Origin of the sequence: Alkalibacter rhizosphaerae (genome assembly GCF_017352215.1) — a bacterium.
Lineage (GTDB): Bacteria > Bacillota > Clostridia > Eubacteriales > Alkalibacteraceae > Alkalibacter > Alkalibacter rhizosphaerae.
In genome coordinates this window covers 1573297-1599962 of the sequence record NZ_CP071444.1, presented here as the reverse complement: position 1 = coordinate 1599962, position 26666 = coordinate 1573297, and the positions used below count along the sequence as shown (strand labels likewise).

Here is a 26666-nt window from a genome sequence, read left to right as displayed (position 1 = left end):
GCCGGTTTCTACTTTTTTCAATGTTACTTTCCATATTCCGATAATTCGTAGATATCCGTGGCATCTTCAGAAATGCGGTCGTGCAACAAGTCGATGAGGGCCACGGCCTTGTCCATGTTGGAGATCAATTCCACCGACGCTTCGATGGCGGTCCGACGGATGGCAAATCCATCCCGCTTGGCATCGTTGCCCTTGGTGGGGGTATTGAATACCAGGTCGATGTCCTGTTCCCGAATGGTGTCGATGATGGTGGGATATCCTTCCTTGATCTTGTGGACCGTGTGGGCTTCGATCCCGTCTTCCGCCAGCCGCTTGGCCGTATTTTCCGTGGCGTAAAAGGTGTAGTCCAGGTCTGCCATCTTGCGGACCAGGGGCATGAAGGCTTCCTTATCTTTGGGGCGAAGGGTCAATACTACATTGCGTTTCCGATGGGACAGGTCCATCCCTGCCGCGATGAATCCTTTGTACAGGGCCTCCTTATAGGTGACGCCAACACCCAGGACTTCTCCCGTGGAACGCATTTCCGGACCCAGACTGGCCTCTACCTTGGGCAGTTTTTCCGTGGAAAATACCGGGATCTTGACGCAGGTCTTGTTGGATTCCGGGTACACTCCGGTCCCGTAGGCCATGTCGTCCAGCTTTTCCCCCAAGAGGACCCTGGTGGCGATGTCCACCACAGGCAGCCCGGTGACCTTGCTGATATAGGGTACGGTACGGGAGGAGCGGGGATTCACTTCAATGATGTAGAGCTCCTTGTCCTTTTCAATGAACTGGATGTTGATCATGCCTTTGACCCGAAGAGCTTTGGCCACATTTCTTGTATAGGCTTCGATCTTTTCCTTGATTTCACTGCTTACATGGATGGGCGGATAGATGCTGATACTGTCTCCGGAATGGATGCCTGCCCGCTCCAGGTGTTCCATGATCCCGGGGATCAGGACCTCTTCTCCGTCGCAAATGGCATCCACCTCCAGTTCCATGCCGTCGATGTACTTGTCGATGAGGACCGGGTTCTTGTGGTCCTTGGCAAAAGCGTCCTTCAAATAGAACTCCAGCTCCGACACGTGGTGGCAGATCTCCATCCCCTGACCTCCAAGGACGTAAGATGGACGGACCAGCACCGGATACGTCAGCTCTCCAGCCCAGGCGACCCCTTCTTCCAGGTTCCAGACGGCTTTCCCTCTGGGCCTTGCAATATCCAGCTGCTCCAGGATCTCTTCGAATTTTTCCCGGTCTTCCGATTCATCGATGGCTCGGGGGCCCGTTCCAAGGATGGGCACTTTCTTTTCCTGGAAAAACTTGGCCAGCTTGATGGCCGTCTGCCCGCCGAATTGAAGGATGACCCCGTCAGGTTTCTCCTTTTCGATGATGTTCAAGGTATCCTCTTCCGTCAGTGGTTCAAAATAGAGCTTGTCGGAAATGTTGAAATCCGTGCTGACCGTCTCCGGGTTGTTGTTGATGACGATGGTTTCGATCCCCATCTCCCGAAGGGCCTTGACGCAGTGGACGGTGCAATAGTCGAATTCGATGCCCTGGCCGATGCGGATGGGGCCGGACCCGATGACCACCACTTTCCTGCCGGGCCGGATGGCCACCTCGTCCTCTTCGTCGTAGGTGGAATAATAGTAGGGGGTCATGGCTTCAAACTCCCCTGCACAGGTATCCACCATTTTATAGGACGGCTTCATGTTGTACATTTGCCGAAGTTCGTATATGTGGTTGGGATCCACCCCGATCAGGTCGGCGATCCCCTTGTCGGAAAACCCCTTCTGTTTGAGCATGAACAAGTGATCCCGGCTCAACGCTTCCGGGGCCATTTCCTTCAGCTCTTCTTCCAGGTCCACGATACCCTTGATCTTGTCCAGGAAGAACATGTCCATGCCCGTATCCTTGGACAACTTATCCATGTCGTAGCCCAGCCGTAGGAGCTGGGCCAGGTAAAACATCCGCTCGTCGTTGGGATACATGACCTTTTCCTTCAAGTGGGCCAGGTCCATTTGGGCCGCATCAGCATGGTCCAGAGCGTATTTTTTGATTTCCAACGACCGAAGTCCTTTCAAAAAGGCGCTCTCAAAATTGTTTCCGATGGCCATGATCTCTCCCGTAGCCATCATTTTCGTTCCCAGTTTTCGGTCTGCATTGTAAAACTTGTCGAAGGGCCACTTGGGGATCTTGATGACCACGTAATCCAGGCTGGGCTCGAAACAGGCAAAGGTCTTTTTCGTCACCGCATTCTCGATCTCGTCCAGACCCAATCCCAGAGCGATCTTGGCCGCCACCTTGGCGATGGGGTAGCCTGTGGCCTTGGAGGCCAGGGCGGAGGACCGGCTCACCCGGGGATTGATCTCGATGATGGCGTATTGAAAACTGTGGGGATCCAAGGCCAGCTGGACATTGCAGCCTCCTTCGATGCCCACCGCCTCCAGAATGTCCAGGGATGCTTTTCGAAGCATCTGGTATTCCTTGTCGCCGAGGGTCTGGGAAGGGGCCACCACGATACTGTCTCCAGTATGGATGCCCACGGGATCGATGTTTTCCATGTTGCACACGGTGATGCAGTTCCCCTTGGCGTCCCGCATGACTTCATACTCGATCTCTTTCCATCCCTTGATGCTCTTTTCCACCAGCACCTGCCGGACCCGGCTCAACTGGAGGCCCCGCTGTGCAATGGCAAGAAGTTCCTCTTCCGTATCGGCGATGCCGCCGCCGGATCCTCCCAGGGTGTAGGCCGGTCGAACAACCACAGGATAGCCGATCTTGGCTGCATAGTTTTTCGCATCCTCTAAAGAACCGACGGTGATGCTTTCGATGACGGGCTGGCCGATCTCTTCCATAAGGGCCCGGAATTCCTCCCGGTCTTCCCCTTTTTTGATGGAAGGGATGGAGGTGCCGATCACCTTGATCCCGTATTTGTCCAGAATGCCTGCGTCGTAGAGTTCAATGGCCATGTTCAGGCCCGTTTGCCCTCCCATACCGGCAAGCAGGCTGTCCGGCCGCTCCCGGGCGATGACTTTTTCCACATATTCCAGAGTGATGGGTTCGATGTAGACCTTGTCCGCCACTTCCCGGTCCGTCATGATGGTGGCCGGGTTGGAGTTGACCAATACCACTTCCACTCCTTCTTCTTTCAGGCTTTGGCAGGCCTGGGCCCCGGAATAGTCGAATTCCGCCGCCTGGCCGATGACGATGGGACCGGAACCGATCACCAGTACTTTTTTTATGTCTTCTCGTTTAGGCACCTTGTTCCACCTCCTCCAGCAATGTCATGAACTGTTCAAATATATAGTCGGAATCCGACGGCCCGGGTGATGCTTCCGGGTGGAATTGGACCGTAAAGATGGGCTTGTCCTTGTGCCGCAACCCTTCGATGCTTCCGTCGTTCATGCTGATGTGGGTCACTTCCATGGATTCGGGAACGTCTTTCACCACATATCCGTGGTTTTGGGAGGTGATGAACACCCGGTCCCGGCCCAAATCCTTCACCGGATGGTTGGATCCCCGATGGCCGAAGGCCAGCTTCTGGGTATCTCCGCCCAGGGCCAGGGCGATGAGCTGATGGCCCAGGCAGATGCCGATGGTGGGTTTTCGCTCCACCAGTTCTTTTACATTCTCCAGGATCTCCCGACAGTCTTTGGGATCTCCCGGACCGTTGGACAAAAAGATGCCGTCGGGTCGGACCTGGAGGACCTCCTGCCAGGATGCCGTTGCCGGAAAGACGGTCACCTTGCAGCCCTTTGCCTGAAAAGAGCGAAGGATGTTGTTTTTGATCCCAAAATCCATAATGGCCACGTGGACGCCTGCCCCTTCCAGGGTATAGGATTCCCTGGCGGTGACTTGACGGACCGCATCACCGTTGTCGTAGGAATCCAGCCGCTGTTTCAGCTGGGTGTCCGTCAACATCCGGGTGGTGATGACCCCCCGCATGGTGCCGTGATCGCGGATCACTTTGGTCAAGGCCCGGGTATCTATGCCTTCCAGACCGGTGACGCCGCTGTATTTCAAATAGCTGTCCAGATCCATTTCACAGCGAAAGTTGCTGGGATGTTTCGCCCGTTCCCGGACGATCAATCCGGTGATCTTGGGCCGGTCCGACTCCAGATCTTCCAGGTTGATCCCGTAGTTGCCGATGAGGGGATAGGTCATGGTCACGATCTGCCCGTAGTAGGACGGATCCGTCATCAATTCCTGGTATCCGGTCATGCCCGTGTTGAAAACCACTTCTCCCGTCACGTCTTCCACCTTGCCGAAGAGGGTCCCTTCAAAGGTTCTTCCGTTTTCCAACTGCAGGTATCCTATCATCTTCTCCTCCAATCATGCATTCCCCCGGCTGCCCGGTTTTTCCGCTTTTTCTCCTCTTTTGCATGCGGGACAATCCTGTGGATCGTAAGTGGGGAAAAACAGCTCCACGGAAGCGTAGACGGGAAGACCGATGTCCATACCCTCTCCACGCCGATCCGCGATGCAGGCCACACCCACTACCTGGGCACCCAAGGCTTCCAGTACTTCTTTCGTCTCCAGGGTGGATTTTCCCGTGGTCACCACGTCTTCTGCAATGATGACCTTTTCTCCCGGTAGGATCTCAAATCCCCGGCGAAGTTCCATGACTCCGTCTTTTCGCTCCGTAAAAATGGCTTCCACGTCCAACTGGCGGCCCAGTTCATAGCTGACGATGACGCCCCCCATGGCCGGTCCCGCCACCTTTTGGATCCCCAGGTCCTTGATCTTTTCCACTACCGGTTCCAGTACGGCTGCCGCCTTGTCCGGGAACCGAAGGACTTTGGCGCACTGGACGTACCCCTCGCTGTGCTTGCCAGACGAGAGCAAAAAGTGTCCCTCCAGTAGTGCTTCCGTTTCCTTCAAAATGCGTATAGTCTTGTTTTCCATGTTCCTCCACCCTTTCCGATTGCATTCTCGTTTTCTATTTTTGGGCGATCAAAGGATCCCCCGGATCTCTCCGATATTGGCCAGCCCCTCTTTTTCGCAGAAAGCCTGCAGGCCGTCCACCACTTCTTTTCCCAACATGGGTTCGGGAAAGCTCCCTGTTCCGATCTGTATGGCCGTAGCTCCCGCCATGATGAATTCCACTGCGTCCTGCCAGGAGGTGATCCCCCCAGACCCACCACGGGAATGGAGACGGTCGTTGCCACCTGATGGACCATCCTCAAGGCGATGGGTTTGATGGCCGGTCCGGACAATCCGGCGTAGACATTGTCAAAGACCGCTTTCCTTGCCCGAATGTCGATGGCCATCCCCTGAAAGGTATTCACCAAGGACAGGGCATCCGCTCCGTTTTCTGCACAAGCTGCGGCGATGTCCGCCACACTGGGGGCGTTGGGGGAAAGCTTCACCATCACCGGCTGTTTTGCCACTTTTTTTATTTCCCGGGTAATAAGGGCGGCGCTGTCGCACTGCATGCCGAAGGCCATTCCCCCCGCTTTTACATTGGGACAGGAGATGTTCAGTTCGATCATGTCCACTTCCGTTTCCCCAAGAAGGATGGCTCCTTCCAGGTATTCGTCCAGGTTGTCCCCGCCCAGGTTGGCCAGTAGGATGGTCTGGATCTTTTCCATCTCCGGCAGGGTATCCGCGATAAAGGCTTCCACCCCCGGATTTTCCAGGCCGATGCTGTTGAGCAGTCCGCTGGGGGTCTCCCAAAGTCGGATCCCACGGTTCCCGCTTTTGGGATGGCGGGTCAGTCCCTTGGAGCTGATCCCTCCCAAATAGGCCGGGTCGTAGTATCCCCTGTATTCTTCGCCGAATCCGAAGGTCCCGCTGGCGGCGATCACTGGATTTTTCAACCGGCAGCCGGCCAGATCCGTCATCAACCTATTCATAAAACACGCTCCTTCCCGGAAATACGGGGCCTTCCTTGCAGGTCCGCTTGTTTCCGTCTTTTGTCTCGCAGGTGCAGCCCAGACAGGCACCTACACCGCAGGCCATCCGCTTCTCCATGGAAACGTAGACGTCCTTGCAGGTTTCCCGGTAGAATTCGTATACCTTTTTCATCATGATCTCCGGTCCGCAGGTATAGACCAGGTCGTATTCTTCGCTTTCCAGTCCATCGGTGACGTATCCGCCGATCTGCACATGGAGGTCGGCATCCAGGTTTTTGAAGAGATCCGTTGCCTGATTTTCTTCGTCAAAGCCCAGATAGAGGGTCACTTCATTGTCCCCGTCCAACTCTTTGAGTGCCTGAGCCGTCCAGTACAAGGGGGCCGTACCGATCCCCCCTCCCACCATGGCGATCCTTTTGCCGGTCACCATGGGAAAGCCGGTGCCGTAAGGCCCCTGGAGATCCACCGGATCCCCCGGCTTGCAGCGGGACAAAAGCTCGGTCCCTTCCCCCACCACCCGGTAGAGAAAGCTAGTGGTTTCTTCGTCCTGATGAAAGATGCTGACGGGTCTGGAGAGAAGAGGATACTTGTCCCAGCTTCGAACCATGTAGAACTGTCCTGGCTGAGCGCCTCCTCCCTGGTCCGTCACCATGAGAAACATGCCGGCGCCCATCTCTTCGTTTTTCAATACTAAAGCCATGACACGATGTCCTCCTTCATGGTGAAGGTGGCCGTTCTCACGTATTGGGCAAAATCCCAGTCGTCACTTTTCCCCTTGTGGGCGGTGATCAATCCTCGGGAGGAGTTGACCACGGCGCAGGAGCTTTTCTTCAGGACCCGGGCCAGATCCTTTCCCGTCCCGCCCTGGGCGCCGTAGCCCGGCACCAGGAAGAACATGTTGGGATAGGTTTGGGCCAGGAGTTCAAACTCTTCCGGGTAGGTCAGTCCCACCACGGCACCGATGGCGCTGAAACCGGAATCTCCCATAAAGGCCTTTCCCCATGTGGCGATCAGGTCTCCCATGTGGAGGAAGACTTTTTGCCCCCCTGCGTCCACATCCTGAAGATCCACCGCACTTTTATTGGAGGTGCGAAGGAGGACGAAGAGTCCCTTTTCTTTCAGATATGGATAAAAGGGAGAGATGGCGTCTTCCCCCATGTAGCCGTTGACGGTGATGATATCCGTTTCAAAATCCCCTTCAAAGTGGCCTTTTGCATACTTTTGGGCGGTGGCGGCGATGTCGCCCCGCTTCACGTCGCCGATGGAGATCTCTCCTTGCTGGCGGATGTAAGCCATGGTCTGCCGGTAGGCTTCCATCCCTTCCATCCCCAGGGCTTCGTAATAGGCGATCTGCACCTTGTAACAGGCCACCAGGTCCTTGGTCTGGTCGATGATCTCCTTGTTGAAGCGAAAGAGCTGCTCTCCTGTGGAGATCTTTTCTTTTGCGATGCAGGCCGGCAGGTAGGAAAGATCCGTGTCCAATCCCAGACACACCGGTCCTCGTTTTTTCGCCTTATCGTACAATCTGTCCATGATCATATTTCACAATGCCTCCTTTGATGGTGGTGATGATTTTCCCCTTCACGGTCCGACCGGCAAATGGGGTGTTTTTTCCTTTGGATAAAAATTTGAGGGGATCAATGGTCTCTTCCGTCTCCAGATCCACCAGGACCAGGTCGGCTTCCAGGCCTTCCCGGATACGTCCTGCCGCCAGTCCCAGCATGCGTGCCGGCTGGGCGCTGAGCATTTGGCTCAGCCGCTGGAGGGAGAGTCCATGTTCCTTGAATACGGTGTGGTAAACGGCGAAGGCGTACTCCATGTTGGAGATGCCGGGGGATCCTTTTTCCTTGTCTTCCGGACTGTGGGGGGCGTGGTCTGTGGCAAGCACATCCACCATCCCGTCCCGGATCCCTTCCACCAGAGCCTCTACATCTTCTCTTGTGGCAATGGGGGCGCCACCCGGTAGGTGTCGTCCCAGGAGAACAGGTGATGGGGAGTGACTTCGCAGGTGATGTTGATCCCGTCTTCTTTCGCCCGGCGGATGGCTTCCATGGTTTCCCGGGTGCTGATGTGGCAGATGTGGAGGTTTCCTCCCACTTTTCTCCCAACCTTGATATAACGCTCCACCATCTCTGTTTCCGGTTCGCAGTGACAGGAGAGGATGAAGTCGTACCGGCCGGATGCCCTTAGCGCCGCCTCCATGGCTTGGGGGTCCTCCATGTTTTTCCCGTCGTTGGAAAAGATGGGGGTCCAGGGTCGGATGGCTGCAAAATCCACCAACGCTGACCGATCGTCGGCAAAGTCCCTGGTCACGGCGCACACCTGGATCAATCGGGCCAGGTCCAGTTTTTTGGCTTTTTCCAGATTGGCCCGCACTTTTTCCTTGCTGTCCGTCACCGGATCCGTGTTGGCCATGGCGCATACTTGGGTGAATCCCCCTGCCAGTGCCGCCGACAGGCCGCTTTCCAGGTTTTCCTTGTATTCGTAGCCCGGTTCCCGCATGTGGGCGTGAAGGTCGATAAAGGACGGCAGCAGGGCCATGCCCTTCCCATCCAGGACCGGTTCGTCGGCAAATTCCCCTTCCCGGGTTTCCGCCTCCTCCATCACTCGAAGGATCTTTCCTTCCCGGAGGAGGACACTTCCTGAAAAGTCTTGTGTTTCGTCGATGATCCGTATGTTGTTGATCCGCATGTCAAACCTCCTTACAGGGACGTATGGGAATCGCAGTATTCACAGCGATAGAGCCGCTTCTCCGGGTCTGCCAGATGGAACTGGACATCCCGTACCTTTTCGTGCTGGGTGATGCATCTTGGATTCTTGCATTTGAGGATGCCCGTCACTTTTTCCGGCAGGGTCAGTTTGATCTTTTCCGCACGGACCCCGTCCTTGATGATGTTGATGGTGATGTTGGGGTCGATGAGCCCCAGTACGGTCAGGTCCAAGTAGATGTCCGTCTCGATCTTGATCAGGTCCTTCTTGCCCATTTTGTTGCTGGGGATATTTCGCAGGAGGACCACCACGTCCTCGATCTCGTCCAGCTTCAGCTGGGAAAAGATCTTGTAGCCCTGTCCCTGGGCGATATGGTCGATGACGATGCCTTTTTTGATCTTGGATACGTTGATCATTTTTTCACCTCCAAGTGCAACAGCTTCAGGATCAGGGCCATTCGGACAAACATGCCGAAGCGGGCTTGTTGAAAGTAGACGGCTCTGGGATCCTGGTCCACCTCGTCGCAGATCTCGTTGACCCGGGGCAGGGGATGCATGACGATCATGTCTTCTTTTGCCGATTCCAGCTTCTCCAGATCCAGGATATAGTAGTTTTTCAATCGTTCGTATTCTTCTTCGCTGACGAACCGTTCCCGCTGCACCCTGGACATATAGAGGATGTCCGCCTCGTGGATCACCGCTTCCAGGTTATCCGTCTCCCGGTAGGAATCCGGATCCAGCCGTTCCAGGATGTAGCCGGGCATTTTCAGTTCTTCTGGGGAGATGAAGATGAAGCGGATATCATCGTAGCGCTCCATGGCCTTTACCAGGGAGTGGATGGTCCGGCCAAATTTCAGGTCTCCGCAGATGGCCACCGTGTGTCCGGAGAGTTTCTTCTTGAAGTGGCGTATCGTCATCAGATCCGTCAGTGTCTGGGTGGGATGCTGGTGTCCCCCGTCTCCCGCATTGATGATGGGCATGTCCGTAGAGTGTTTCGATGCCAGCTTGGCAGTCCCTTCCCGGGGATGGCGAAGAACGGCGATGTCAGCATAACAGCCCACGGTCCGGATGGTGTCCGCCAGGGTCTCCCCTTTGGCCGTAGATGATGCATTGGGATCGTCGAATCCGATGACTTGCCCCCCAGGCGCAGCATGGCCGATTCGAAACTGAATCGGGTCCTGGTGGACGGCTCAAAAAAAAGACTGGCCAACAATCGTCCCTTGCACACATCCAAGTAGTTCTCGGGGCATGCAATGATCCCATCGGCCAGTCGAAACAGTTCGTCCAGTTCTTCGGTTGTAAAATCTCCAGGTTCTATGAGGTGCTTGACTTGATTCATGATTCATCCTCCGTTCCATGTAGGACGAAGAAAGGCTGCAGGGCAAACGCCCTACATCGCCGTGTCTGTAAAAAAAGCCTTCTCAACAATGGAGAAGGCAACAGATCGCAGACGAACGGAACAAACCGGCCTGTGGCCATGGTCGTTCCCTATGCATACCTTCCTAGCATCTCGTACTAAGTTAAAAGTAATTTTTTATCTAACCCATGATACCCTACCACCCATCCCTTGTCAATACGTCATGGCCGAATAACACGGATCGTCTTCTTGTTTTTTTCTGCATTGAACTCGCTAAAATTTTCTTTACAAAACATTTCACCATATAGTATATTGAATATACTACAATATGAAGAGGCGGTGTATACATGCTTTACGTAACAGGCTACGCAAAGATCTACGATCTGGACCGGCAGGAGAACTTCATTCGCTGCAATTTGTCCACATCAAAACGCAATCGCAAAGGGGAATACGAATACATGCACTGGCGGGGCCGCATTGTGGGGGAAGGGGTCTTGAAAACGGAAGGCCTTCGACCCGGCGACTCGGTGAAACTGGAGCACGCCATTGCAGAAACCTATTATGTCAAGGACAAGAAAAAGGCCTTTACCTCCATCGTCATTTTTGACCTGACCCCGTTGCACCCGAAGGATCCCAGCTAGTTTTCGTACCGGATCACTTCAAACCGGTATACGGTGGCCTGGTTCAAGGACATGATGCCTGCTTTTTGCATGGCGATATCCAACTGGGCCTCCACCGTGTCCACCCCTTCCAGGTTGGGAAGAAGCAAACCTCTTCTCGATCCTTTTTCCACGATGACCCCGTATCGGACGGGATCCAACTCCGTCCAGGCTTGGATGGGTTCCGGTTTCTTCAACACGTCCACCTTGATCTCCAGTTCCGCCAGTTCCCAAGGTTCCACTGCAGGAAACCGGGGATCGAAACTGGAGGCTTCCACGCCGTTTTGTATGATCTCCAGCGCCAAATTTTCCTTGGTTGCTTCAATGGTCCCGATACACCCTCGAAGCTGGTTGTTCTTGTGGATGGACACAAAAGCACCGGCCCGTGTGTTTTCCATTTCTTCCACAAATGTTTCATCCTTCAAGTCCTTCTTGTATTCGTCCCAGTTTAGCAGGGTCCCCTCCCGGGTCCAATGCTCCACGCTTCGTCTTGCCAGGTGGACATAAGGATCTTCCTCCACTTGATCTCGAGAACGGTGGATCTCTCCATGGGTTTTTTCACCGGTGACATGGATGGCTCCCGTCATGTAACCCACGCCGTAAGGACCTTCGTAACTGAAGACCTCCGGCCGGTTTTTCATCCCATCCACGCTTCCAAGAGCCATGACGATGGAACGAAGTCCACACTGACCTGCCGGTTCGTAGAGATGGGGCTTCATATGGGTCAGGTCGTCGTAGCGCTTGGCTCGAATGCTCTCCACCAGGATCTGGTCAAAAATGGGGCCTTCCTTTGCATAGTGATAAGGACCCGAATCCTTCAGGCAGTGGGACAAGTCGGCACTGGCCAGGACCAAGACCCGCTGGTCAAGCTCCGAAGCCACCCTTTCCAGGACCGTACCGAATCGATGGGTCTCTTCCAATCCCAGATCCCCGGGAGCGATATGGACCAGCTTGTAATCCTGGTATACCTGCTCGATGAAATACAGGGGGACCAGGGCACCATGGTCCAAGGCCATGGAACCCCGGTAAAACTGTGCATCCTCCTCCGTCATGAACAGATAGGAAAAAGACGAATCCGCCAGGACTTCCTTCATTTTTTCCAAAAATGGACGATGAAGCCTCTTTCTCAGGTGATATCCCAGATATCCGAAATCACTGAAATCCCCTTCCAGTTCTTCTGCATCCAGGATGCAGAAGCCGTCGGAAAACATGTTTCCGTGGGGAGAGATCACCACGATGATCTCCGGTTTTTGCCCAGCAACATATTCCGCCATTTTTTTCATGCCGTTCAAGGTTTTGTGGGCCTTTTTTTCTTCCCCCCTGCCGATCTCCGGAATCAATATGGGCGGGTGGGGCGCTATGGCAACTCCTACCAAACTCATGGATACAACTCCTTTTCTCAAACGTTTCCCAGATACACCCGTTTCAGGTATTGGTCCGCCAGCTCTTTTACAGCGACCATCCACTGGGGCGAAGTGGCTTCCTCATGATAGTGATAAGTGGGAAAATACCGGCTCAAATGAAGGGGGATGGCGGGGTCCACACTGGCGATCCATCGAAACATCCGCTCCAGGTCCTCTTCCTTGTCGTTGACGCCGGTGACCAGCAGGGCCGTCAATTCCACGTGGATCTTCGATGCCGCTTTTTCCACCGTCCGCTTTACCCATTCCAGTTCTCCGCCGCAATACTTTTTATAATAGAAGGGATCAAAGGTCTTTACGTCCAGATTGCATGCGTCGATGCACTCCAAAAGATCTTCCAAGGGCTCCGAAGCTATGTATCCATTGGATACGTAAATGTTTTTCAGCCCTTTCGATTTTGCCAGACGGGCCGTATCCAGGACGAATTCCAGAAACACTGTAGGCTCGTTGTAGGTGTAGCTGATGGAAGGCACACCCAGCTCCAAAGCCAGGTCCACTATTGCTTCCGGCGAGTAGGTCTCCACCTGGGGCTTTTCCAGGGATATGTTGTAGTTCTGGCACCAGGGACAGTGAAAATTGCATCCAAAACTGCCCAGGGACAGGGTTTTGGAGCCTTCCATAAAATGGCGAAGAGGTTTTTTCTCCACCGGGTCCACATGGATGGCGCTGATCTTTCCGTAGTTTTCCGTATACAGTACTCCGTCTATATTTCGTCGAACCTTGCAGCGTCCCACCTCTCCGGGACCGATGAGGCATTCATGGGGACACAACTGGCAGCGCAGATCTTTTCCTTCCAAGATTTTTACATATCGGGCTTCTTTCATGACAAGACACCTCATTTCCCCTCTCACCCTATATATATCATTCTAAAACCAGTTAAAACAGGCTGTCGGTTTTTTGTGGTCAGGGTTGAATCCTCCAACCTTCGGTTAAAGGAGCCAGATATGGATATATATAGAGAAGTGAACAAAACAAACAAGGAGGAAATGGTATGAAATTAGTAATAGTTGGAGGCGTCGCCGGTGGAGCGACCGCCGCCGGACGGTATCGCCGCCTGGACAAAGATGCAGAGATCATCATATTGGACAAAGGTGCCTACATCTCCTTCGCCAATTGTGGACTCCCCTATTATGTAGGCGGGGTGATCGAAGAGAAAGAAGACTTGCTGGCTTCCACTCCGGAAGCCATGAAAGAGGAATACAACATCGACGTACGCCTCTACAACGAGGTGACCAAAGTCGATCCGGCGGAAAAACGGCTTTCCGTCACCGATCATCAAACAGGAGAAACCTACGAAGAGACCTACGACAAGCTGATCCTGGCAACGGGATCCTCTCCATTAAAGCCTCCCATCCCCGGCATCGACGGGGAAAACATTTTTCCCCTTTGGACCATTCCTGATGCCCAGGCCATTTTGGCGCACATGGACAAAAAAGAGGCAAAAACGGCAGCCATCATCGGCGGCGGTTTTATCGGCATCGAAATGGCGGAAAATCTCCATCGCCAGGGTCTGAAAGTTTCCATCGTGGAAATGAGCGACCAGGTCATGGCCCCCTTGGACAAGGAAATGGCGGAGTATGTCCATGAAGAATTGAAGAAAAAAGACATAGAGCTGATCCTGGGCGACGGGGTGGATTCCTTCACCGACGACAAGGGAAAGACCCAGATCGCCACCCAAAGCGGCCGGACCCTTGCAGCCGACCTGGTCCTCCTCTCCATTGGCGTGCGACCCAACAGCCAGCTTGCCAAAGAGGCGGGACTGAAAGTGGGAGAACGGGGCGGCATCGTGGTCTCCGATCGAATGGAGACCTCTGATCCGGGCATCTACGCCGTTGGGGACGTCATCGAAGTAGTTGATTTCGTCCAAAAGACAAAAACCATGATCCCCCTGGCGGGACCGGCCAACAAACAGGGCCGCATCGTGGCCAACGTCATTGGCGGACAGGACGATCACTACAGCGGGACCCAAGGCACCAGCGCCGTGCGGATTTTTGACTTGGATATTTGTGCCACCGGGGTCAACGAAAAGATGCTGATAAAACAAGGAAAGGAAAAAGGGAAAGATTTTGAGATCATCAAGATCGACGCCGCCAACCATGCCGGCTATTATCCGGGGACGGAAGCCCTTCACATCAAGGTGGTCTTCGACTTGAATGACGGCAGGATCTTGGGGCCCAAGTGGTGGGTGGATCCGGCAGCGACAAGCGGATCGATATTTTTTCCACCATCATCCGCTACGGCGGCGGGATCCAGGACTTGAAACACCTGGAGTTTGCCTATGCTCCTCCTTTCTCCACAGCAAAAGATCCCTTGAATATTATCGGTTATATCGGGGAAAAGTTTTTTGACGAGGCGTAACCTGTGTTATAATGGGGGTCAATACACCTTGAGGAGGAAACAATGAGTAAAACACTAGCAACTGTCAATGGAAAAACCATCACCGATGCGGATATCGATGTACTTTTAAGCACCTTGCCGCCCCAGCAGGCGGCCACCTATTCCAGTCCGGAAGCAAGAAAAAACATTCTGGAAGAATTGATCGCCCACGAACTGTTCTATTTCGACGCCCAGGACAACAACCTGGAGGAAGACGAAGGGTTTCAGAAGGAATTGGAGATCGCAAAAGAAAAATTGATGAAAAGCTACCAGATCGGAAGCCTTCTTCGAAAAGTCACGATCAGCGATGAAGCGACGGAAAATTTCTACAACGAGAGCCCGGAAAACTTCCAGGAGCAGCCTCAATTCAGCGCCAAGCACATTTTGGTCGCCACCAAGGAAGAGCACGACGACCTGATGAAGCAGCTGGACGAAGGGGCCGACTTTTCGGAACTGGCCAAGAACCATTCCACCTGCCCTTCCAAAGACCGCGGAGGAGATCTGGGGACTTTTGCCAAAGGACAAATGGTCAAGGAATTCGACGATGCCCTGGAGACCATGGAAGTCGGCGAGACCCGCGGCGACGTAAAAACCACCTACGGATACCATATCGTACAGCTTACGGACAAAACCGGAGGCCGCACTATTCCTTACGAGGAAGTAAAAGACAAGATCAAGCAATACCTGTTGACCAACGAGCAAAACGAGCTCTTTGTCAACAAAGTAGCGGAACTGAAATCCAAATATCCAGTCCTTTATATGGACTAAGGAAAATTACGAAAATGTACGAAAATGGGGACGGTGACTTTTTTGCAAAAAAGTCACCGTCCCCATTTTAACATTTTAAATTATAACGTGGCGCACATTACCGCTTTGATGGTGTGCATCCGATTTTCCGCCTGGTCAAAGACCACGGAGTTTCTACTTCGAAACACCTCGTCGGTCACTTCCATTTCCTGAATCCCAAAATGTTCATAGATCTCCCTGGCCGTCTCCGTTTCCAGGTCATGGAAGGCAGGCAGGCAGTGAAGGAAGATACAGTCCTCGTTTTCCGTCTTTTTCATCAGGTCCATATTGACCTGATAGGGTGAGAGCAACCGGATCCGCTCTGCAAACTGGTCCTCTTCCCCCATGGAGACCCACACATCCGTATAAACGGCGTCCGCATTTTTCACGCCCTGATCCACGTCGTCGGTGATCTGGATGATCGCTCCCGTCTCTTTGGCCAGCAGGTTCACTTCCTCCACCAGGTCCTCCTCTGGAAAGAGGGACTTGGGGGCCACTGCCGTATAGGACATCCCCAGCTTGGCGCAGCCGATCATCAGGGAATTGGCCATGTTGTTTCTGGCATCTCCCACGTAGACCAGCTTCATTTGATGAAAAGGCTTGTTGACGTGTTCCTGGATGGTCAGCATGTCTGCCAGCACCTGGGTGGGATGGTACCGGTCCGTCAATCCGTTCCATACGGGTACGCCGGAATGGCAGGCCAGTTGTTCCACCGTCTCCTGACGGAAGCCCCGGAATTCGATGCCGTCGTAAAAACGCCCCAGAACTTTGGCCGTATCTTCGATGGATTCCTTTTTCCCCATTTGGCTGTTGGTCAAAAAAGTGACCCTGGCACCTTCGTCATAAGCCGCCACTTCAAAAGCACACCGGGTTCGGGTGGATGTCTTTTCGAAAAGAAGAACGATGTTCTTGCCTTCCAGAAGATCCCCCCGGATCCCCATTCTTTTTTTGTTTTTCAGATCCTTGGCCAGATCCAAGAGATAGCGGATCTCTTCCCCGGAATAGTCTTTCAGGGTCAGCAGGCTGCGACCTTTTATATTGATAGGCATGATGATTTTCCTCCTTTGATTATTGGTCTGTTCGATGCAGGGGCATGCTCATGCATCTGGGGCCACCCCGTCCCCGCACCAGCTCGCTGGCTTCGATCTCGATGACGTTGATCCCCCGGCTTCGCAAGACCCGGTTGGATACTTCGTTTCGTCCATAGGCCACCACTTTCCCCGGTGCAATGGCCAGGGTGTTGGTTCCGTCGTTCCACTGTTCCCTTGCCGCCGTGACCGGATCGTCGCCGCCGCTGGGAATCAGTTCCAGGGATGTTTTCAGATACTTCTCCAGAGCCTTTTGCAGATTCTCTTCCTGGGCGTAGTCAAAAGCCCCCGACTCGGTTTTGGTGACGCTGAATACATTGACGGCATCCAGGATGCCGGAATAGATGGTAAATTTGTCGTAATCGATCATGGTGAAGACCGTATCCAGGTGCATGTAAGCTCGAACCTTGGGGATCTGTATGATCAGCAGGTTCCGAATGTCCGAATGACTGGAAAAAAGCTGATCTGCCAATAGTTCGATCCCTGCCACGCCGGTCCGCTGACTGCATCCCACGGCCAGAGTGTCCTTGGAAAGGACCAGCACGTCTCCCCCTTCCAGGGTATGCTGGAAGTCATTGGAAAAATACAGGTCCATCTCTCCCCGGGCAAAGAGGGGATGGTGTTCGTAGAGCAGCCGCATGAATCCGCTTTCCCGCTTTCGGACTGGAGAATGCATGGATCCGATGGCAATGCCGTCGCCGATCACCACTGCCGGATCCCGCATAAAATACAGGTTGGGCAGGGGATTGATGTAAAAATAATGGGGATCTTCCACAAAATCCGACAGGGATTTCACTTTTTTGAACTCCTTGATGTCTTCCTTGTTGATCCCGCCGATCATGTAGTCCACAAACTCACCTGCCGACTTTTCCTGCAGGTACTCGTAGAGAAAGTCCTTGGCCGGCTTGTCACAGGTGTCGCTGCCTTCCAGCACATCCTCCAGCACCTTTCTGCGGCGCACCTCGTCGTGGAGCACGTCTTGGAGCAAGTCTTCCACATAGAAGATCTCCACTCCAGACTCCTTCAATTCTCGGGCAAACCCGTCATGCTCTTTCTGCATTCGGCTCAACCAGGGTATGTCTTCGAAAAGGAGTTCCGACAGCTGTTCCGGCAATATTCTTTCCAGTTCCCTTCCGGGGCGGTGAAGCATGACTTTTTTGAGGGGACCCACCTCGGAGCAGACTTGAAGTTGTTTTATTTGATCTTGTATCATGAAAAGGACCTCCCACTTTCAATACCTTAAAGTATAACTTCTTTGGATCGTTTCCACAATACCGGGCAAAAGAAAAAAGCTGCAGGTACCTGCAGCCTTATCCACAAACGATGCTTTCGTTGTTTTCGCAAAGAAACAATTCAATATTATGAGTCAATAGATCCGAATAGCAGAAAGACATTTTTCGGGGATTCCGGTTGGCTTCCTCTACTTTGATCACGAAGATGCTTGGATAGATCTCCTCGATCACGCCTTCTTTGATGACTACTCTTTTTCTGCTTTTGTTTGCTCGCAATCGTACTCTGTGACCTACGTAGTGCTCCAGCCCCTCTTTAATTTCGTTGAGCGTTTGCCTGGTATTCATTTTATCACCTCGGTTATATGCTGGTCCCATTGTACCACAAATATCGACCGAAGTCAAATTTACTATTGTAACAACAATATAACCCAGTGTCAATACAAATTCTGCATCTATCTACAAGAATTTTTTGACCGCTGTCCTCATTTCTTCGGTGGTCAAGACCGCCTCTCCTTCAGCGGCGATATCCCCGGTGCGGTTTCCTTCATTGAGGGCGCTCATGACCGCCTCTTCGATGCAGGCCGCTTCCTCCATCAAGCCAAAGGTGTACTTCAGCATCATGGAAAGGGACAAGATGGTGGCCAACGGGTTGGCTTTCCCCTGGCCGGCGATGTCCGGCGCCGAACCGTGGACCGGTTCATACATGCCCTTGTTGCCTTCTCCCAAGCTGGCGGAGGGCAGCATGCCTATGGATCCGGTGATCATGCTGGCTTCGTCGGAAAGGATGTCTCCAAACATGTTGGTGGTGACAATGACGTCAAATTGTCTGGGGTTTCGAACCAGCTGCATGGCCGCATTGTCCACGTACATGTGGTCCAGGGCCACTTCCGGATAGTCCTTTGCCACCTTTTCCACGGTCCTTCTCCACAAGCGGGAGCTCTCCAGGATGTTGGCCTTGTCCACGCTCATGACTTTCTTTTTCCGCTTCATGGCCATGTCGAATGCCACCCGGGCGATCCGCTCCACTTCCATCTCCGAATACACTTCCATATCGTAGGCAGACATTCCCATGTCCGTTTCCTTCATGCCACGTTCACCAAAGTAGATGCCGCCGGTCAGTTCCCGAACGACGCAGATGTCCAGTCCTTCTCCCACGATCTCCGGTTTCAGCGGACAGGCATCCTTCAGGGCATCAAACAGGATGGCCGGTCGAAGGTTGGCAAAAAGTCCAAGCCCCTTGCGAAGTCCCAGCAGGGCCGCTTCCGGGCGAAGATCTCCCGGCAGGTCGTCCCATTTAGGACCGCCGACGGCGCCCAGGATCACGGCATCGCTGTCTTTGCATACTTCCATGGTTTTCTCCGGCAAGGGATGACCATGTACATCGTAGGCACAACCACCCGCCAATACTTCCGTATAGTGAAAGGTGTGGCCGTATTTCTCTCCTACTGCATCCAGGATCTCCAGGGCGGCCTGTGTTACTTCCGGTCCGATCCCGTCTCCCTTGATCACTGCTATTTTATATTCCATGTTCTCCTCCAGATTAAGATTTGCTTGCTTCCTCTACTTCCATGTCCTTGATCAGCTTGTATTCGATGGAATCCACCAAAGCCAGGACACTAGCCTCAATGATGTTGGTGGACACGCCGATGGTGCTCCAATAGTCTTCTCCGTCCGTGGATTCGATAAGGACCCGGACTTTCGCCGCCGTGTTGGCACCGTCCAATACACGGACCTTGAAGTCGGTCAGGTGGAAATCCTTGAGATTGGCATAAAACATCCCCAGGACCTTCCGTATGGCCTTGTCAATGGCGTTGACGGGTCCGTTTCCTTCCGCCGCCGTCATCTCTTCCTGGCCGTTGACCATGACCTTGATAAGGGCGGAGGCGGAGCATTCGTTTTCCCCCTGCTTCTCTTCTTCGATGATCTTGAAGTAGTCCAATTGGAAGAAGGGCTTGTACAGACCCAAATGCTTTCGAATGATCAGTTCAAAGGACGCTTCCGCTCCCTCGAACTGGAATCCTTCGTGTTCCAGCTTTTTCAATTTCTCCAGGATCTCCCTGGTTTCCGGGGAATCCTTGGTCAGGGAAGGCTCCACCCGCTGGATGCTGCTGATGATGGTGTTCTTGCCGGACACTTCCGACATGATGAAGGACCGGTCGTTGCCCACCGCTTCCGGATCGATGTGTTCAAAGGAACCCTTCGCCTTGATGACCCCGTCGATGTGCATGCCTCCCTTGTGGGCAAAGGCGTTGTGTCCCACATAAGGCATGGAACGGTCCAATGTCAGGTTGGAGACCTCTGCAATGTAGCGGGCGGAGGTGGTCAACTGCTCCATGGTCTCTTCCGGTATGCAGGAATATCCCCTTTTCAGCTGCAGGTTGGGGATGATGGTGGACAGGTTGGCGTTGCCGCACCGTTCGCCGATCCCCAAGAAAGTCCCCTGTACCTGAGTGGCTCCCGCCTCTACGGACAGGATGGAATTGGCCACCGCCATTCCCCCGTCGTTGTGGCAGTGGATACCGATGGTGACATCAAAGAGGCTTTTCACCTTGGCCGTGATGGCTGCCACTTCGTCGGGAAAAGCGCCTCCGTTGGTGTCGCAAAGCACCAGGGCTTTGGCTCCCGCATCGTAGGCCGCCTTCAGACTTTCCATGGCATATCCTTCATTGTTTTTGTACCCATCGAAGAAATGCTCCGCATCGAAGATCACCTCTTTCCCCTCCTTGGTCAAGTAGGAGATGGTATCAGCAATCATGGCCAGATTTTCTTCCAGAGTGGTATGGAGCACGTTGGTGACGTGATAGTCCCAGGATTTTCCGAAAATGCTGATGGCCTGGGTCCCGGCACTGAGCAGGGACGCCACGTTTCCATCTTCTGCTGCTTTGGAGTGCTTTCTTCGGGTGCTTCCGAAGGCCACCAGTTTGGCATGCTTCAGCTTCATGGTGTTGATCCGCTCAAAGTAGTCCCGATCTTTCTGATTGGACCCGGGATTGCCCGCCTCGATATAATCCACCCCCAGTTCATCCAGCTCCAGGGTGATCTTGATCTTGTCATCCAGGGAAAAGGAAATGCCGCTTCCCTGTGCTCCATCCCGCAGGGTGGAATCAAATATTTCAATGTTCTGTTTCATGTCCATCACCTTCTATGTAGTTGAGCACTTTATTGACGGCTCCCAGGTAGGCGTTGATGCTGGATTCCACAATGTCCGTACTCAAACCTCTTCCCAGATGGGTCATGCCGTCGTAGCTGATCTTGACGATGGCTTCGCCCAGGGCATCGGTGCCCTCCGTAATGGCTTGAAGGGAGTAGTCTTCCAGCTTGATGTCCAGATTGACGTATTTCTTGATGGCATTGAAAGAAGCATCCACTGGACCATCCCCGGTAGCCACCCTTTCCTGCTGGCCATTCCCGTTCTGCAACAGAACGGTGGCAGTGGAAGTGATGGTGTTGCCGCTGTTGATCACATAGCGGACCAGCTTGAGTTTGTCCGTGTCCACCATGATCCGCTTGGCGACAATGGCGTCGATGTCCCGGTCGTAGACCTGCTTCTTTTTGTCCGCCAGGATCTTGAATTGCTCGAAAGCCATGTCCAGCTCTTCCTGGGTCAAGGTGTAGCCCAGGCTGTCCAACCGTTCCTTGAAGGCATGGCGGCCGGAGTGTTTCCCCAGGACCATCTTGTTCTTGTTGAGTCCGATGGTCTCCGGTTTCATGATCTCGTAGGTCTCCTGGTGGTTGAGCATGCCGTGCTGGTGGATCCCCGATTCGTGGGCGAAGGCATTGGCGCCGACAATGGCCTTGTTGGGCTGGACCTTCACGCCGGTGATCATGGTCAGCAGATTGCTGGTCTTCATGATCTCCGTGGTCTTGATGTTGAAGTCGCACTGGTAGACATCCCGTCTTGTATCCAGGACCATCACCAGCTCTTCCAGGGCCGCGTTGCCTGCCCGCTCTCCAATGCCGTTGACGGTGCACTCCAGCTGGGTGGCCCCTGCCTTGATGGCCGCCAGGGTGTTTGCCACACCCAAACCCAGATCGTTGTGGCAGTGGACGGAGATGACGGCCTTGTCCAGATGATCGGACTTGGACCGGACTTCGTTGATGAACCAGGCAAATTCGTCGGGAGTGGTATATCCCACCGTGTCCGGAATGTTGATGATCTTCGCCCCGGCCTGGATGACCCGGTCAAAAATTCGGGCCAAAAATTCCGGGTCGCTTCGGGTGGCATCCTCTGCGGAAAACTCCACCACCGGTGCCAGGGATGCTGCATGTCGGACCATTTCCTCCGCCCGGTCTGCCACGTCTTTCGGATCCATTTTCAACTTGTAGCGCATGTGGATGTCCGAGGTGGCGATGAAGGTATGGATCCTGGGGAAAGCTGCATTCTTGATGGCTTCCCACCCCTTGTCGATGTCGGTTTTCACCGTTCTTGCCAGTACGGCCACCGAAGAATCCTTGATCTCGTTGGCGATGGTCTGTACCGATTCAAAGTCCCCGGGGAGGATGCGGCAAAGCCGGCTTCGATAACGTCCACTCCCAGCCGTTCCAGCTGTTTGGCCAGCTGCAGCTTCTCCTTGTTGTTCATGCTGCAACCCGGCGATTGTTCCCCGTCCCGCAGGGTGGTATCAAAAAATGCGATTTTCTTGCCCAATGTACTTCACTCCTTTCCCCTTCTTTAAGAAAGAATCATCATTCTTTCGAATGATGATCAATACGTCTTTATGATCAAATCGTCGATGGCTTCACCCGGTGGTACGATGGGAAGCACGTTGTCGTCTTTTCCGATCTTGCACTCGATGAGCATGGGTTCTTTCAGGTCTTCCAGTTCATCCAGCCAGCCTTGAAGGCTTTTCATGTCGGAGAATTGTCGTGCCTGGATCCGGTAGGCTTCCGCCAGCTTCATGTAGTCCATATCGTCGTTGATGTCCGTTTCCATATATCGCTTGTTGCTGAATAACTTTTGCCATTGCCGCACCATGCCCAGGGTATTGTTGTTCATCAGCACGATCAGCACCGGGATCTTGTACCGGGATATGGTGACCAGCTCCTGGCAGCTCATTCGAAACCCGCCGTCCCCCACAAAGAGGATCACGTTCCGGTCCGGGTTTCCCGTCTTCGCCCCATAGGAGGCACCCAGGCCGAAGCCCATGGTCCCCAGTCCACCGGAGGTGACGAAGTCGGTTTTCCCGTTGAAGTTCCAAAACTGGGCAGTCCACATCTGGTGCTGTCCCACGTCGGTGACCACAATGGGATCTCCGGTAAATCGCCGGCTGATGCTTTGGATGATGTTCTTTGCTGCAAAATCCCCGGGATCGACGCCGTCATCCACTTGAAAAGAGGATACTTGCTCCAGCCATTCCTCCCGCTTGTTTTCCTCCACTTGATCCACGACTTCTTCCAATGCAGATTTCAAATCGCAGACATGGGCCATGGATACGGCCATGTTCTTCCCGATCTCCGCTTCATCGATGTCCAGATGGATAATGGTGGCACCCGGTGCAAACCGGTCTTTTTTCCCCGTCACCCGGTCGCTGAACCGGGCGCCGATGGCCAGGATCAAATCGCTGTTGGTAACGGTCAGGTTGGCTTCCTTGAATCCGTGCATCCCCACCAGTCCAAGAGACAGTTGATGGTCTCTGGGGAATCCCCCCAGGCCCATAAGGGTGTTGACCACCGGAATGGCATTTTTCTCCGCCAGTTTCAACAGTACTTCCTGGGCTCCGGAGATCTTCACGCCACCGCCGGCATAGATCACCGGTTTTTTACTTTGGTTGATCCGTTTTGCGATCTCTGCAAGGGTATCCGAAGGTTCCTCCTCCGGCAGACAGAATTTCTCCACCGGCTTGTAGTGGGAAACAAAACGGTCTTTCCCCATCAGTACATCCTTGGTGATATCCACCAAAACCGGTCCCGGCCTTCCTTCGTTGGCGATGGAGAAGGCCTTGGCCAGGGCTTTCGTCAGCTGAGTGATGTCCTTGACCAACATGTTGTATTTGGTGATGGGCATGGTGACCCCGGTGATATCGATCTCCTGAAAGGAGTCCTTTCCCAGCAGTCCGGAGGCCACCTGTCCTGTAATGACCACCAGGGGCACGGAATCCATGTAGGCATTTGCGATACCGGTGACCGTGTTGGTGGCGCCGGGGCCGGAGGTGACGATGCACACTCCGGTTTTTCCCGTGGTCCTAGCATAAGCATCTGCGGCATGAACTGCATTTTGTTCATGGGCGGGCCGAACGATCCTGAAATGATCCTGCTCGTCGTAGAGGGCATCAAACAGTGGGATCACTGCCCCGCCCTGGTATCCGAAGATGGTATCCACCTGCTGTTCCTTCAGGTAGGCGACCACCATCTGTGCTCCCGTCATTTTTGTCACGTCAACACCTCCTGTGCTATTTTACGATCGCTCCCGTAGAGGCAGAGGTGACCGTGTTGGAATATCGTTTCAAATAGCCGTCCACTTCCGGCATTTTGATCTGCTGTTTTTCCCTTCTAGCTGCCAGGGTCTCTTCGTCCACTTCCAGCTCCAGGGTCCCGTTGATGATGTCGATCTGGATGATGTCTCCATTTTCCACCAGACCAATGATGCCTCCTTCGCAAGCTTCCGGCGACACGTGGCCAATAGCAGCCCCTCTGGTCCCGCCGGAGAATCGTCCGTCGGTGATCAGGGCAACATCCTTGTCCAGTCCCATGCCGGCCAGAGAAGAGGTGGGAGTCAGCATTTCCCGCATCCCCGGTCCCCTTTGGGGCCTTCATAGCGGATGACCACACAGTCGCCTTTTCTGATCTTGCCGGCCAGGATGGCTTCCGAAGCCAAGTCCTCTCCGTCGAAAACTACGGCAACGGTGCGTTTTTGCATCATTTCCGGAGCGACGGCCGACTGCTTCACCACAGCGCCGCCCGGAGCCAGATTTCCTCGAAGGACCCGGATCCCTCCGGTTTCGCTGTACGGGTTGTCGATGTCCGCCACGATGAGGTTTCCTTTTTTCTCCTGATCTTGATACTGCTCCTGGATGGTCATGCCGCTGGCCGTGATCAGATCCCGGTGGAGCAGGTCCTTCTTGTCCAATTCTTTCATGACGGCCATGATGCCGCCCACTTCGTAAAGATCCTGTATGTGATAAGGCCCTGCCGGACTGAGCCGGCAAAGGTTGGGGGTCTTCATGCTGATATCGTTGATCTTGTCCAGGTCGAAGTCCACACCGGCTTCATTGGCGATGGCCGTCAGATGAAGGACCGTATTGGTGGAACAGCCCAGTGCCATGTCTACGGTGAATGCATTTTCGAAGGCTTCCGGAGTCATGATGTCCCTGGGTCGGATGTTTTTCTCCACCAGTTCCATGATCTTGATGCCGGAGGCTTTTGCCAGCCGCTTTCGATCCGAATAGACCGCCGGTATGGTCCCGTTTCCGGGCAAGGCCATTCCGATGGCTTCGCTGATGCAGTTCATGGAGTTGGCGGTGAACATGCCGGAACAGGATCCGCAAGTGGGACAGGCGCTGTTTTCCAGCTCCGTCAGTTCTTCCTCGCTCATTTGTCCCGTGGAGTAGGAACCCACCCCTTCAAATACGGTGATCAGGTCCGCCGCTTTGCCGTTGTAGCTTCCTGCAAGCATGGGTCCGCCGCTGATGACGATGGCGGGGATATTGAGCCTGGCCGCCGCCATGAGCATGGCAGGGACGGACTTGTCGCAGTTGGGGATCAAGACGACCCCGTCCAGTCCGTGGGCCCGCACCATGATCTCCACACTGTCTGCAATGATCTCCCGGCTGGGCAGGGAATACTTCATTCCTTCGTGGTTCATGGCGATGCCGTCGCAAACGGCAATAGCCGGAAACTCCATGGGAGTCCCTCCCGCCATGAGCACGCCTTTTTTCGCCGCTGCAGCGATGGCATTGAGTTCTACATGTCCCGGCACGATCTCGTTGAAGGAGTTGGCAATGCCGATCAAGGGCTTGCTGATCTCCAAATCGCTGAATCCGCTGGCTTTCAACAAAGAGCGGTGAGGCGCTTTGGAAAACCCTTCTTTCATCTGTTGGCTTCGCATGGTTTCACTTCCCTTTTCTATTCTTCTTCGTTTTGCAGCCAAGGCATCATCTTGCGCAATTCCTTGCCCACGATTTCTACCTGGTGCTCGCTTTCCATTTTTCGTTTTGCCAGGAAGTATGGTCGGTTCACGTTGTTTTCCGCCAACCACTTGCTGGCGAATTCCCCTTCCTGGATCTCCTTGAGTACCTGCTTCATTTCTTTTTTGGTCTCATCAGTGATGATCCGGGTCCCTGTTCGGTAGTCTCCGTACTCTGCCGTGTCGCTGATGGAGTATCGCATTTTTTCAAATCCGCCTTCCACGATCAAGTCCACGATGAGTTTTACTTCGTTGACACACTCAAAGTATGCGCTTTCCGGCTGGTAGCCTGCATCCACCAAAGTTTCGAATCCGGCTTTGATCAATTCCGTCAAACCTCCGCAAAGAACGGCTTGTTCACCGAAAAGGTCCGTTTCCGTCTCTTCTTTAAATGTCGTTTCCAACACCCCTGCTCTGGCTCCGCCGATGCCGGCGGCATAGGAAAGGGCCACTTCCATGGTGTCTCCCGAGGGATCCTGGTTGACTGCCACCAGACAAGGAGTTCCTTTTCCTTCTTCGTACATTCGCCGAACGATGTGTCCCGGTCCTTTTGGGGCCACCATGAACACGTTGATGTCGGCTGCCGGAGCTACCTGGTTGTAGAGGATATTGAAACCGTGAGCAAAGGCAAGATATTTGCCGGCTGTCAGATTGGGTTCAATGGATTCTTTGAAGATCTTGGGTTGCTTCTCGTCGTTGACCAGCATCATGACCACATCGGCGGCTTTTGTTGCGTTGGCTGCCGTATCCACCTTCAATCCGGCTTTTTCCGCCTTGGCCCAGGACTTGCTTCCTTCGTAAAGACCGACGATCACGTCTGCACCGCTTTCCATCAGGTTCAGTGCATGGGCATGTCCCTGGCTTCCGTATCCGATGATGGCTACTGTTTTCCCTTTCAGTGCGTCCATGTTGCAGTCTTGTTCGTAATACATTTTACTCATTGTTATTCCTCCCGTTATTAAAATATAGTTTGTTTCCCAACTTGTTGAAAAATAAAAAACCTCCGCCCCTATAAGTCTGAAGACTTATAGGGACGAAGGACATCGTCTCGTGGTACCACCCTAATTCACGGCATTCATTCAT

Annotated in this window: 20 protein-coding genes, 4 pseudogenes and 1 other annotated feature (1 of these 25 running past the window's edge); of the genes and pseudogenes, 3 read left to right on the top strand and 21 right to left on the bottom strand. The window is 53.7% G+C overall.

Annotation, left to right across the window (positions count from 1 at the left end; all coding sequences use genetic code 11):
* Positions 1–23: 23 nt before the first annotated feature.
* The 10 genes and pseudogenes from carB to pyrB all read right to left on the bottom strand — a co-directional run bounded on the left by carB (position 24) and on the right by pyrB (position 9881).
* Positions 24–3239 (bottom strand): carbamoyl-phosphate synthase large subunit, encoded by a 3216-nt coding sequence (gene carB / locus J0B03_RS08000; protein WP_207299102.1) that lies wholly within the window; start codon positions 3237–3239, stop codon positions 24–26.
* Positions 3232–4299: a carbamoyl phosphate synthase small subunit gene (locus tag J0B03_RS07995; protein WP_207299101.1), complete on the bottom strand. Its 1068-nt coding sequence runs from the start codon at positions 4297–4299 to the stop codon at positions 3232–3234. The genes carB and J0B03_RS07995 overlap by 8 nt, the downstream gene beginning before the upstream one ends.
* Before the next feature lie 12 nt (positions 4300–4311).
* Positions 4312–4884: an orotate phosphoribosyltransferase gene (gene pyrE, locus J0B03_RS07990; protein ID WP_207299100.1), complete on the bottom strand. Its 573-nt coding sequence runs from the start codon at positions 4882–4884 to the stop codon at positions 4312–4314.
* Between the two features lie 48 nt (positions 4885–4932).
* Positions 4933–5834 (bottom strand): annotated as a pseudogene (locus tag J0B03_RS07985) (dihydroorotate dehydrogenase).
* On the bottom strand, positions 5827–6534 hold the full coding sequence (locus tag J0B03_RS07980) for a dihydroorotate dehydrogenase electron transfer subunit (protein ID WP_207299099.1): 708 nt from the start codon (positions 6532–6534) through the stop codon (positions 5827–5829). Before J0B03_RS07980 ends, J0B03_RS07985 begins: the two are co-directional and overlap by 8 nt.
* A complete protein-coding gene (pyrF, locus tag J0B03_RS07975; RefSeq protein ID WP_207299098.1) occupies positions 6525–7373 on the bottom strand; it encodes an orotidine-5'-phosphate decarboxylase in 849 nt (282 codons plus the stop codon). Before pyrF ends, J0B03_RS07980 begins: the two co-directional genes overlap by 10 nt.
* Entirely contained in the window at positions 7348–7752 is a 405-nt protein-coding gene (locus J0B03_RS12250) for an amidohydrolase family protein (RefSeq protein WP_246798107.1), read from the bottom strand. Before J0B03_RS12250 ends, pyrF begins: the two co-directional genes overlap by 26 nt.
* An 8-nt stretch (positions 7753–7760) precedes the next feature.
* A complete protein-coding gene (locus J0B03_RS12245; protein ID WP_246798106.1) occupies positions 7761–8525 on the bottom strand; it encodes an amidohydrolase family protein in 765 nt (254 codons plus the stop codon).
* An 11-nt stretch (positions 8526–8536) separates the two neighbouring features.
* On the bottom strand, positions 8537–8959 hold the full coding sequence (locus J0B03_RS07965; RefSeq protein ID WP_207299097.1) for an aspartate carbamoyltransferase regulatory subunit: 423 nt from the start codon (positions 8957–8959) through the stop codon (positions 8537–8539).
* A pseudogene (gene pyrB, locus J0B03_RS07960) lies at positions 8956–9881 on the bottom strand (aspartate carbamoyltransferase). Before pyrB ends, J0B03_RS07965 begins: the two are co-directional and overlap by 4 nt.
* A gap of 365 nt (positions 9882–10246) precedes the next feature.
* On the opposite strand from pyrB, the gene J0B03_RS07955 reads away from it, so the two are divergent.
* Entirely contained in the window at positions 10247–10540 is a 294-nt protein-coding gene (locus J0B03_RS07955) for a hypothetical protein (RefSeq protein WP_207299096.1), read from the top strand.
* Here the strand turns inward: J0B03_RS07955 and amrA are convergent.
* Both amrA and amrS read right to left on the bottom strand, forming a co-directional pair.
* A complete protein-coding gene (gene amrA / locus J0B03_RS07950) occupies positions 10537–11940 on the bottom strand; it encodes an AmmeMemoRadiSam system protein A (RefSeq protein ID WP_207299095.1) in 1404 nt (467 codons plus the stop codon). The genes J0B03_RS07955 and amrA overlap by 4 nt on opposite strands.
* Before the next feature lie 17 nt (positions 11941–11957).
* Positions 11958–12803 (bottom strand): AmmeMemoRadiSam system radical SAM enzyme, encoded by an 846-nt coding sequence (gene amrS / locus J0B03_RS07945; RefSeq protein WP_207299094.1) that lies wholly within the window; start codon positions 12801–12803, stop codon positions 11958–11960.
* Positions 12804–12970: 167 nt separating this feature from the next.
* On the opposite strand from amrS, the gene J0B03_RS07940 reads away from it, so the two are divergent.
* Together J0B03_RS07940 and J0B03_RS07935 are read left to right on the top strand one after the other, a co-directional pair.
* Positions 12971–14239 (top strand): FAD-dependent oxidoreductase, encoded by a 1269-nt coding sequence (locus J0B03_RS07940; RefSeq protein WP_207299093.1) that lies wholly within the window; start codon positions 12971–12973, stop codon positions 14237–14239.
* Between the two features lie 140 nt (positions 14240–14379).
* On the top strand, positions 14380–15123 hold the full coding sequence (locus tag J0B03_RS07935) for a peptidylprolyl isomerase (RefSeq protein ID WP_207299092.1): 744 nt from the start codon (positions 14380–14382) through the stop codon (positions 15121–15123).
* Positions 15124–15203: 80 nt separating this feature from the next.
* Here the strand turns inward: J0B03_RS07935 and argF are convergent, their stop codons facing one another.
* From argF to ilvC, 9 genes and pseudogenes are all read right to left on the bottom strand, one after another.
* Positions 15204–16190: an ornithine carbamoyltransferase gene (argF, locus tag J0B03_RS07930; protein WP_207299091.1), complete on the bottom strand. Its 987-nt coding sequence runs from the start codon at positions 16188–16190 to the stop codon at positions 15204–15206.
* Positions 16191–16209: 19 nt separating this feature from the next.
* Positions 16210–17442, bottom strand: coding sequence for an arginine deiminase (locus J0B03_RS07925; protein WP_207299090.1), 1233 nt, complete (start codon positions 17440–17442; stop codon positions 16210–16212).
* A gap of 97 nt (positions 17443–17539) precedes the next feature.
* Entirely contained in the window at positions 17540–17806 is a 267-nt protein-coding gene (locus tag J0B03_RS07920) for a Veg family protein (RefSeq protein ID WP_207299089.1), read from the bottom strand.
* 111 nt (positions 17807–17917) lie between these two features.
* Entirely contained in the window at positions 17918–18988 is a 1071-nt protein-coding gene (gene leuB / locus J0B03_RS07915; RefSeq protein ID WP_207299088.1) for a 3-isopropylmalate dehydrogenase, read from the bottom strand.
* Positions 18989–19001: 13 nt separating this feature from the next.
* Positions 19002–20591, bottom strand: coding sequence for a citramalate synthase (gene cimA, locus J0B03_RS07910; protein WP_207299087.1), 1590 nt, complete (start codon positions 20589–20591; stop codon positions 19002–19004).
* Positions 20575–22109: pseudogene (locus tag J0B03_RS07905) on the bottom strand (2-isopropylmalate synthase). Before J0B03_RS07905 ends, cimA begins: the two are co-directional and overlap by 17 nt.
* Positions 22110–22166: 57 nt before the next feature.
* A complete protein-coding gene (ilvB, locus tag J0B03_RS07900; RefSeq protein WP_508278640.1) occupies positions 22167–23834 on the bottom strand; it encodes a biosynthetic-type acetolactate synthase large subunit in 1668 nt (555 codons plus the stop codon).
* Positions 23835–23850: 16 nt separating this feature from the next.
* A pseudogene (gene ilvD / locus J0B03_RS07895) lies at positions 23851–25505 on the bottom strand (dihydroxy-acid dehydratase).
* A 17-nt stretch (positions 25506–25522) separates the two neighbouring features.
* On the bottom strand, positions 25523–26524 hold the full coding sequence (gene ilvC, locus J0B03_RS07890) for a ketol-acid reductoisomerase (protein WP_207299086.1): 1002 nt from the start codon (positions 26522–26524) through the stop codon (positions 25523–25525).
* An 85-nt stretch (positions 26525–26609) separates the two neighbouring features.
* Positions 26610–26666, bottom strand: a binding site (T-box leader) (it continues 196 nt past the right edge of the window).